Source organism: Clostridium sp. AM49-4BH (genome assembly GCF_003478335.1).
Lineage (GTDB): Bacteria > Bacillota > Clostridia > Lachnospirales > Lachnospiraceae > Butyribacter.
Map to the genome: position 1 here is coordinate 1 of NZ_QUFB01000074.1, position 8,757 is coordinate 8,757.

The following is an 8,757-nucleotide window of genomic DNA, read 5'->3' on the forward strand; positions in this document are numbered from 1 at the left end:
TCTGTCGGCAGAAGCCGCTATATTGTGGCTGCAAAACACTTAGCATGCTTTGACATAATAAGCAATATGTGGTTCTTGCAGTAGCTTCCGGTATGGGAAGTTTTAGTTACAAATTAATAAAATTTGCGTTTTTTTGACTTGTGATTTGCCTTGTAACCTTAGAGGAATATCGTTATAATGTAATAAATATATAATGACAGGTGAGCAGGTGAGCGTATGAAAAAGGCGATTAGTATAGGAATACAAGGTTTTTCTGATCTGAGAGAGCAGGATTGCTTTTTTGTGGATAAAACAAATTTTATAAAAGAATGGTGGGGAAAACGGGATGTTGTAACATTGATCATGCGTCCACGCCGTTTTGGTAAGACATTAAATATGAGTATGCTGGACTGCTTCTTTCTAATAAATATGCGAACAGGGCGGATCTGTTTGAGGGGCTTTCTATATGGCAGGATGAAACGTATCGGAAACTGCAGGGAACATATCCTGTGATCTTTTTGAGTTTTGCTGCTGTGAAAGCAGGCAATCTGGAGGATGCAAAAACCCAGATCAAGCAGGAGATTGCAAGGCTGTATGAAGAAAACAGATATTTGTTAGAGGGTAATGTATTAAGTGATAATGAAAGAAAAATATACAATAGTACCACGATCCAGATGGATGATACAATGGCACAGAATGCATTGAAGACTTTGTCTGTCTGGATGGAACGTTATTATGGCAAGAAGGTCATCATTCTTTTGGACGAATATGATACGCCGATGCAGGAGGCGTATGTTCAGGGATACTGGGATGAATTTACGTCTTTTGTGAGAAGTATGTTTAATGCGTCTTTTAAGACAAATCCTTATCTGGAGCGAGCAATTATGACGGGAATTACCAGAGTATCCAAGGAGAGTATTTTTTCCGATTTAAATAATTTACGTGTCGTAACGACGACTTCCAATCTGTATGCAGATTGCTTCGGTTTTACGGAGGAGGAAGTTTTTGCTGCACTGGATGAGTATGGAATGAGCGATAAAAAGGATGAAGTGAAACAGTGGTATGATGGTTTTACTTTTGGAGAACACAGAGACATTTACAATCCGTGGTCCATTACAAATTATCTGGATGAACGCAGATTATATCCATACTGGGCTTCCACAAGCTCCAATGGGCTTGTGAGCAGGTTGATCCGGACGGCATCTGCAGATGTGAAGGAGAAGATGGAGGATCTGCTGAGGGGACAGGCGATCACTGTAAATTTTGACGAGCAGATCGTATATAACCAGTTGGATGACAATGAAGAGGCGATCTGGAGTCTTCTGCTTGCCAGTGGTTATCTGAAAGTGCAGAATATAGACTACCGTGGGATTACTTTGGAACCATGGTACACGTTGGATATTACAAATATTGAGACACTGAGCATGTTCATGACAATGTTCCGGGGATGGTTTAAAAATAAAGATGCGAACTATAATGATTTCGTGAAGGCACTGTTAAAGGGCAGTCTCAAGGAAATGAATATTTATATGAATGATGTTGCATTTGCAACCTTCAGCAGCTTTGATACAGGAAAGAAACCTTCTGAGAAAAGTCAGCCGGAGCGGTTCTATCATGGATTTGTTCTGGGACTTTTGGTGGAGCTGCGGGACAGGTATCAGATCCGTTCCAACCGGGAGAGTGGATATGGACGATATGATGTGATGCTTACACCGGTGACAGAGGTGGATGATGCCATTGTGATCGAGTTTAAAGTGCATGAACCGGATGAGGAGGAATCTTTACAGGATACGGTTCGGACGGCTTTAGATCAGATCACAGAGAAGAACTATGATGCCGAACTGCTATTACAGGGAATACCGGCAGACAGGATCCGTCATTATGGCTTTGCCTTTGAAGGAAAAAAGGTTTTGATCGGACAGGACGAAATTCAGAATGTAGCAGTGAGGAGGTGATTTTGTGTCAGAAACACAAAAACCATTTATTTTACACAGCGAATACAAACCTACCGGTGATCAGCCCCAGGCGATCGACGCTTTGGTCAAAGGTTTTGAAGAGGGCGACCAATTCCAGACTTTGCTTGGTGTGACGGGTTCCGGTAAGACCTTTACGATGGCAAATGTCATTGCGAAGCTGAACAGACCGACTTTGGTCATTGCGCACAATAAGACATTGGCGGCACAGCTCTACGGTGAGTTCAAGGAATTCTTCCCGGAGAATGCGGTGGAGTATTTTGTATCCTATTACGATTATTATCAACCGGAGGCATATGTGCCATCTTCCGATACGTATATTGAAAAAGATTCTTCGATCAATGATGAAATTGACAAATTACGTCATTCTGCAACAGCAGCACTGACGGAGCGGCGGGACGTGATCATTGTAGCCAGTGTATCTTGTATTTATGGTTTGGGAAGCCCTATTGATTATCAGAACATGACAGTGTCTTTGCGTCCGGGTATGTGCAAAGACCGTGATGAAGTGATCCAAAAATTAATAGAGATTCAGTATAACCGTAATGATATGGATTTTCAGCGTGGAACATTTCGTGTGCGTGGCGATGTTTTGGAGGTATTTCCGATTTCAGAAGCGGATCAGGCGGTTCGCATTGAATTTTTTGGTGATGAGGTGGATCGCATTGTTCAAATTGATGTACTGACCGGAGAGATTAAAGCAGAATTGGAACACATTGTTATTTTTCCGGCATCGCATTATGTTGTTGATAAAGATGCGATGGAGCGTGCGATCCGAACAATCGAGGCAGAGTTGGAAGATCGTGTGAAATATTTTAAAAGCGAAGATAAACTACTGGAGGCGCAGCGTATTGCTGAGCGAACCAATTTTGATATTGAGATGCTCCGGGAAACAGGTTTTTGTTCAGGTATCGAAAATTATTCGAGGCATTTATCGGGATTAAAGCCGGGAGAAACGCCACATACATTGATGGACTATTTTCCAGAAGATTTTTTGATCATGGTAGATGAGTCTCATATTACGATACCACAGATACGAGGCATGTATGCGGGAGATCGATCCAGGAAGACTACACTTGTAGACTATGGATTCCGTCTGCCATCTGCATTAGATAACCGTCCGCTGAATTTTGACGAATTCGAGTCGCATATCAATCAGATGTTATTTGTATCGGCGACACCGAATGTATATGAGCAGGAACATGAGCTGGCGCGTGTTGAGCAGATCATACGGCCTACCGGACTGTTGGATCCGGAGATTTCTGTTCGTCCGGTGGAGGGGCAGATTGATGATCTGGTAGGTGAGATCCGAAAGACGATCGATGCAGGAAATAAGGTTATGGTAAATACGTTGACAAAACGTATGGCGGAAGATCTGACGGACTATTTGAAGGAAATTGGGATTCGGGTGCGTTATCTGCATTCAGATATTGATACGCTGGAACGTTCGGAGATTATTCGTAATATGCGGTTGGATGGATTTGATGTATTAGTCGGTATTAATTTGCTGCGAGAGGGACTGGACATTCCGGAGATAGCACTGGTTGCTATTTTGGATGCTGATAAGGAAGGATTTCTTCGCTCAGAGATTTCTCTTGTTCAGACGATTGGCAGGGCCGCACGTAATGCAGAGGGACGGGTTATTATGTATGGTGATGTTATGACAGACTCGATGCGCCATGCCATTGATGAGACGAATCGAAGACGAAAGATTCAGATGCAGTACAATGAGGAGCACGGTATTACGCCACAGACGATCAAGAAGGCGGTACGTGATCTGATCAGTATATCGAAGAAAGCCGATGGCAACTCAGGCGATATTGAGAAAGATCTGGAATCTATGAGCAAGAAAGATTTGCAGCAGCTACGTAAGAAGTTGACGAAACAGATGCATGCGGCCGCAGCAGAGTTAAACTTTGAACTGGCAGCAACGTTGAGAGATCAAATGATGAAAGTTGTACAACAGCTGAATGAGTAAAATTCTGCCGTCAAAGGTTATATAAATCAGTGTTGGCGAATAATCGCAGATAGGGTATAATGATTGGGTAATGTAATGGTGAACGTAAGGATTCGACAGATATTCCAGTACAGCGAAAATTAAGTTTTGGATAGTTTGGCGCAGAAGATTTTTCTGAGAGTGCTACTTCACAAACGTAGGCGTAGTGGTGGCTACGTCGAGGCTTGGGGAGTAGTGCTATCAGGAAAATAAGCAAGTCAAACTGCCAATCACTTAATATTCGCTGTACTAGAGAGAAGGGCAATAAAATTTTAGAGTATGCCTTATGTTTATTTCAAGAAGGGAGAAAAAGAATGACAAAGAAATGGCGGCGCGTATATGCGTGGGTGCTGACCGTGGCAATGGTCTTATCTATGGCAAATCTGCCGATTACCATTGCAAAGGCAGCATCGACACAGAATCTTACCGTGAAGAGCGGAGCAACCAGTGTAACGATTGCTAAGAATGAGTATGGCGATGATTATATTGGCGATATGTTTTTTAACATACCGGATGCCTTGAAAACGAAGAGTGCAATCTCTTCGAACAAGGTGACTTCCATGACGGTAAAGATCACGATCAAAAGTTTTACACAGGGAAGTGGCGCAAAAGCGCAAGCATTTATTTTTGCACAACCGGATGCATCGGGTGATTGGAATTGGAATCAGTCTTCGACTGCAGAGCTGGTTACCGGCAGTCAGTTAACGCTTAACTATTCCTTTGCGGATATGGATTGGAAAGGTGGAACAACGCTGGGAAATCTTGGCGTGCGTTTTGCCAATGCAGCCGAGGGGAGTACCGTGTCCTATTCTGTTGACTCTGCGGTGATCAATATGGCGGACAGCGGCAGCAGTGCGACAAGTAAGCCAAGCAGCGCGACAAGTAAGCCAAGCAGCACAGCAAGTGCCGGTGGCAATGTTTCGGCAGACCAGATTGCGATCACGAGAAGTGTTGGCAGTGGAACAAATGATTATTATGCAGAATACAGTTTTTCTATCACAAATAACAGCAGCGAAACGGTTAGAGGTATTCAGATTTTAATACCGACATCGGGATCGGTTGACGTTGGCTATGTTGAGGGATTTTCTGCAGTGTATGATGCGGCGCTGGGAGGCGTTGTGGCATATTATTCGACAGAGATTGCAGCGGGAGCAACGGTTAGCAGCTCTTCTAATAAAGTTGGTTTTGGAAAACAGCCGTCTATTTCCGTTGGAGAATCTAATGTCATTGCTGTAAATTGTGCAGGTCCAAGTACCGGTGATGAACTGAATTATGAATTAACCGGACGTAAAGATGTTGCATATGCGGACACTCCGGTCGGCAGACATGGTAAACTGTCAGTACAGAAGGTTGACGGCTATGCGGCACCGATCATGGTGGATCAGAATGGTGTGCCGACACAGCTTCGTGGAGCCAGTACCCATGGTATGCATTGGTTTCCGCAGTATGTCAATCAGAATGCGTTCCAGACATTGCGTGATGATTGGGGAATCAATATGGTTCGATTGGTCTGTTATCCACGCGACGTTGGATCGGTTGGATATTTGACGGGTGGAGACAGTACCAGACAGCAGCTTGATACATTGATTCAAAATGGTGTCGATTATGCAACCAAGCTCGGAATGTATGCGTTGGTAGACTGGCATGTGCATGCTTACAATCCAAATGAGTATTTGAAAGAGGCAAAGATATTCTTTACAAAGTACGCAACAATGTACAAGGATCATGATAACGTGTTATATGAGATTTGCAATGAGCCGACAGGCACAAATTGGTATAGTGGCAATGGCAAAGATCTTTATACATATTGTAGTGAAGTCATTAAGACGATACGTGACATTGATCCGGATGCGATCATTATATGCGGAACGAATACTTGGTCACAGGATGTCGATCAGGTAGCGGCTAAGCCGATGAAAGCTCTTGGTTATGAAAACATCATGTATACGTTCCATTTTTATTCCGCAACGCACAAAGAGAATTTAATGGAAAAAGTACGTCTGGCAACCAAGGATGGAACACCGATCTTTGTTACCGAATTTGGTATATGTTCAGCAGATGGTAATGGAAGTTATGACACGGAAAATGCGGATCGGTGGATCGCGTTGTTGGACGAATTAAATATTAGTTTTGCATGCTGGAGTTATAGTAATTGTAATGAAAAATCGGCGTATTTTAAGAGCAGCTGCAGCAATGCCGGGGGCGATTGGACAGCAGATGATCTGACAACAACCGGTAAGTGGCTGATCAATACCTGTCGAGCACACGAGGAGAAAGAAAATGCATCCTATCCGGCAGTATCACCGTCAGCAGGACCGACGAAAGCACCGACGGTAACGGAAAAGCCGACGACAGAACCGACGAAAGCACCAACTGTAACCGTAAAACCAACGGCAGAACCGACGAAAGCACCGACGGTAACCGAAAAACCAACGGCAAAACCGATAAAAACGCCGACACCAACGGCAGAGCCAACAAAAGCGCCGGAACCAACGGCAGCAACCGATAAAAACGCCGACACCAACGGCGGAGCCAACGAAAGCACCGACAGTAACCGAAAAGCCAACGGCGGAACCAACGGCAGCACCGACGATAACATCGGTACCTAGTGATGATCCGACTGAAAGTGCTGCTCCAAGTGAGAAACCAACGATCACACCAACGCAGAAGCCGGGAATTCAGGCGACCGGAATGCGCGTTATTGCCAGTGTGAAAAAGGTAAGTAATCTTCCGGTAAAATCGAAATTGCAGCTTGCAGCAGGAAAGAGCATGCAGCTTACGGTGACTTTGTTGCCGACAGGAGCTAAGCCTCAGAAACTAACGTATACCAGCAGTAAACCATCAATAGCAAAAGTAAGCGGTAGTGGTAAGATTGTTGCTGGTAAGAAAGCCGGAACGACAGTGATCACGATTCGTACAGCGAATGGACTGCAAAAGAAAATTACCATTCGCGTTATGAAAAAAGCGGTGAAGAAGATCAAACTGTCTGGCGTTAAGAAGTTAAAGGTTGGTAAGAAACTCAAACTGAAAGCCAAGATCACGCCTAAGAAAAAGTATGCGTCTGCTACAGTATTCTGGGTATCTGGCAATACTAAAATTGCAACAGTGACACAGAGCGGTGTTGTAAAAGCGAAGAAGAAAGGCAAAGTTAAGATTACTGCAATTGCAACGGATGGCAGTGGTAAGAAGAAAGTAATCAAACTTACCATTAAATAAATTTTAACAGATCGACTTAGAAATAAGTGGTAAATATGCCTTTTGAAAATTTAGCAAAAGAACAACCAAGTATTGGTTGTTCTTTTTTGCTTTATGGGAAACTTGTCGTTTCCTATAAAGCGAAAAACACTCCGCGAGGATGCGCATCTCGCGGAGAAGAAGTTAGCTGTAAACAGCACCGCTCGAGCGCGAAAGAGTCGCAAGCGACTCTTTGTTCTTTAATCGGAAATTGCTGTCTGGCAATCTTAATTTTTTCTTAAGGAAACGGACATATATTACAGCCATAAATGTTGTAATATATAACCAAGGAGAAAATTATAAGCTCCATCGTAATATTACTATTGTAGCAAAACGGACAGCGCGATCAATTGTCCAACATAGAAAGGAGAGAGTAATATGAGGATGAAAAAATATGTAATGACGCTGGCATTATGTATCGCTGCAGGAGTTATGCTGACTTTACCGGTGCAGGCAGATGCAAAGTCAACCGGGAAGTTGACCAAAAACATCAAATGGTCTTTGAACTCTGATGAGACAGTATTGACAATCACAGGAAAAGGAACGGTGGATATCCGTAAATTTCGTAAAGAGGGAAGATACAAATGGCCTGGTTCAGAAGCGGGACAGCCGGCAATTTTTGACAAGCTGGTGTTTGGAGAGGGGATCACAACAATTTCATCTGGCTTTTTTTGTATTGAGGGTATCAAAACGATTTCACTGCCAAAGAGCTTTAAGAAGATCAAAGCGTCCAATGAAATGGATGCCGTCAATGGCTCTTTTGAACCATACAGCACGACATTAAAGAAACTTCAAGTGTCTAAGAAAAACAAGAAGTTCTCTGTCAGTAAGGGCATCTTGTATTCAAAGGACAAAAAGAAGTTGTACATTTATCCAAGTGGCAAGACGGAGAAAAAATTTGCAATACCTTCCAAGGTAACCAAAATTTGCAGACGTGCCTTTTATGGAAATTCAATAGAGAGTGTTATTATGGGAAATAAGTTGCGTGAAATTGGTCGGCAGGCTTTTGCGAAAACGGAGTTAAAGTCTGTAAAGCTTCCAAAGTCGTTGAAAATTATTGAAGATTCTGCGTTTGACAGCACTCAGATTTCATCTGTAGAATTGCCAAAGGGCCTTAAGCGGGTAGGAAATCATGCGTTTGGAAACATCAAAGATTTATCGACGATCATCGTACGATGCAATTGTAAACTAAATTATGTGTTTGCAGACAGTGGTTTTCAAACAAATCTTCAAACCTATGACCGAGAGAACTATACGGATTTTCGAATTGTATTGGGTAAGGAATTAAATGCAACAATATATCGTTTGTTTGCTGATTTTGCAGATCACATAAGACTCGGCAAGATGAAAGTTGAAGTTGAGAAAGGCAATAAGACATATTACATCAAAGACGAGGCGGTATACGCTAAACGAGGGGATCGTCTGAAAGAGAGCTTTAAGAAGTTAAATGGTAAAGAGCAATCATAAGATAGTGTCAAGTAAGCTATGAAAAACGAGCCGAAGAAAAATAGGCTCAAATGAACCTTGAAAATTGCAGATATTTATGTTTTTGATAATGGACGCCATCCTTGAGGG

The 8,757-nt window shown here is 42.9% G+C and carries 6 protein-coding genes; all 6 read left to right on the forward strand.

Annotation, left to right across the window (positions count from 1 at the left end; translation table 11 throughout):
- The first annotated feature begins 216 nt into the window (after positions 1 to 216).
- The 6 genes from DW981_RS16290 to DW981_RS13580 all read left to right on the forward strand — a co-directional run bounded on the left by DW981_RS16290 (position 217) and on the right by DW981_RS13580 (position 8,649).
- Positions 217 to 492: an AAA family ATPase gene (locus DW981_RS16290; protein ID WP_347474583.1), complete on the forward strand. Its 276-nt coding sequence runs from the start codon at positions 217 to 219 to the stop codon at positions 490 to 492.
- Positions 444 to 1,934, forward strand: coding sequence for an AAA family ATPase (locus DW981_RS13555; RefSeq protein ID WP_347474584.1), 1,491 nt, complete (start codon positions 444 to 446; stop codon positions 1,932 to 1,934). Before DW981_RS16290 ends, DW981_RS13555 begins: the two co-directional genes overlap by 49 nt.
- Before the next feature lie 4 nt (positions 1,935 to 1,938).
- Positions 1,939 to 3,930 carry an excinuclease ABC subunit UvrB gene (gene uvrB / locus DW981_RS13560; protein ID WP_022025030.1) on the forward strand — a complete coding sequence of 664 codons (1,992 nt, stop codon included), beginning with the start codon at positions 1,939 to 1,941 and terminating at the stop codon, positions 3,928 to 3,930.
- Positions 3,931 to 4,262: 332 nt separating this feature from the next.
- Positions 4,263 to 6,557: a cellulase family glycosylhydrolase gene (locus DW981_RS13565; protein ID WP_118508099.1), complete on the forward strand. Its 2,295-nt coding sequence runs from the start codon at positions 4,263 to 4,265 to the stop codon at positions 6,555 to 6,557.
- Positions 6,558 to 6,639: 82 nt separating this feature from the next.
- Entirely contained in the window at positions 6,640 to 7,164 is a 525-nt protein-coding gene (locus DW981_RS13570; protein WP_118508100.1) for an Ig-like domain-containing protein, read from the forward strand.
- A gap of 396 nt (positions 7,165 to 7,560) precedes the next feature.
- Positions 7,561 to 8,649 carry a leucine-rich repeat domain-containing protein gene (locus DW981_RS13580; protein WP_118508102.1) on the forward strand — a complete coding sequence of 363 codons (1,089 nt, stop codon included), beginning with the start codon at positions 7,561 to 7,563 and terminating at the stop codon, positions 8,647 to 8,649.
- Positions 8,650 to 8,757 lie beyond the last annotated feature (108 nt).

Bases quoted from the DNA above. Each gene is read 5' to 3' on its own strand.
- DW981_RS13580 (WP_118508102.1), top strand. From the start codon at position 7,561: ATGAGGATGAAAAAATATGTAATGACGCTGGCATTATGTATCGCTGCA.
- DW981_RS16290 (WP_347474583.1), top strand. From the start codon at position 217: ATGAAAAAGGCGATTAGTATAGGAATACAAGGTTTTTCTGATCTGAGA.
- DW981_RS13570 (WP_118508100.1), top strand. From the start codon at position 6,640: ATGCGCGTTATTGCCAGTGTGAAAAAGGTAAGTAATCTTCCGGTAAAA.
- DW981_RS13565 (WP_118508099.1), top strand. From the start codon at position 4,263: ATGACAAAGAAATGGCGGCGCGTATATGCGTGGGTGCTGACCGTGGCA.